At 36.2% G+C, this 210-nt stretch carries 1 protein-coding gene; it reads left to right on the top strand.

Translation table 11 applies throughout. The features are described 5' to 3' along the window. A partial coding sequence (locus tag NO357_RS21365) for a hypothetical protein (protein ID WP_306737788.1) occupies positions 1–210 on the top strand: 210 nt, incomplete at both ends.

Below are 210 nucleotides of genomic sequence, written 5' to 3'. Positions count from 1 at the left end.
TCTTAGGTGATGAGGATCATTTAGGAGATATGGACTTCAAAGTTACAGGAACTAAAGATGGTATCACGGCTTGTCAAATGGACATCAAAGTTGACGGTTTAGCGCATGAAATTCTTGAAAAAGCATTAATGCAAGCTAAAGAAGGTAGACTTCACATTTTAGGTGAAATGATGAAAACTATTTCTGAACCAAATGAGCAGTTGAAAGCAA

The sequence above is a fragment of the Marimonas arenosa genome (assembly GCF_030848945.1).
Lineage (GTDB): Bacteria > Pseudomonadota > Alphaproteobacteria > Rhodobacterales > Rhodobacteraceae > Marimonas > Marimonas arenosa.
This window is presented reverse-complemented; position numbering and strand designations above follow the sequence as displayed.